Origin of the sequence: Natronogracilivirga saccharolytica (assembly GCF_017921895.1) — a bacterium.
In the GTDB taxonomy this organism is placed as follows: Bacteria; Bacteroidota; Rhodothermia; order Balneolales; family Natronogracilivirgulaceae; genus Natronogracilivirga; species Natronogracilivirga saccharolytica.
The window spans coordinates 1-252 of sequence record NZ_JAFIDN010000050.1; the positions used below are offsets into that span (position 1 = coordinate 1).

At 60.7% G+C, this 252-nt stretch carries 1 protein-coding gene; it reads left to right on the forward strand.

The annotated features are described in order from the left end of the window. Positions 1-252 (forward strand): hypothetical protein (locus NATSA_RS15375; protein ID WP_210513497.1); only part of this gene is annotated, 252 nt, incomplete at both ends.

Below are 252 nucleotides of genomic sequence, written 5' to 3' on the forward strand. Positions count from 1 at the left end.
CAGAATGCGGGATTGAACGGTGGCATGGGCTACACGTTTTTTGACGGGAGGTTGAATACGAATGTGAATATGGGCGTTTCGCGCAACCAGGTGACCCGGGAAGTGGCCGGAGATCCGGAGGTGCCGGTCCGCAACGTCTCCTGGCAGATCAACGGCAATGCGCGGGCATCCTACCGTCTCATGGATGCGGCCAGTCTGGACCTGTCGGTGCGCACCAACAACAACATGATCAGCCAGGGGGCGGGCAGCGGC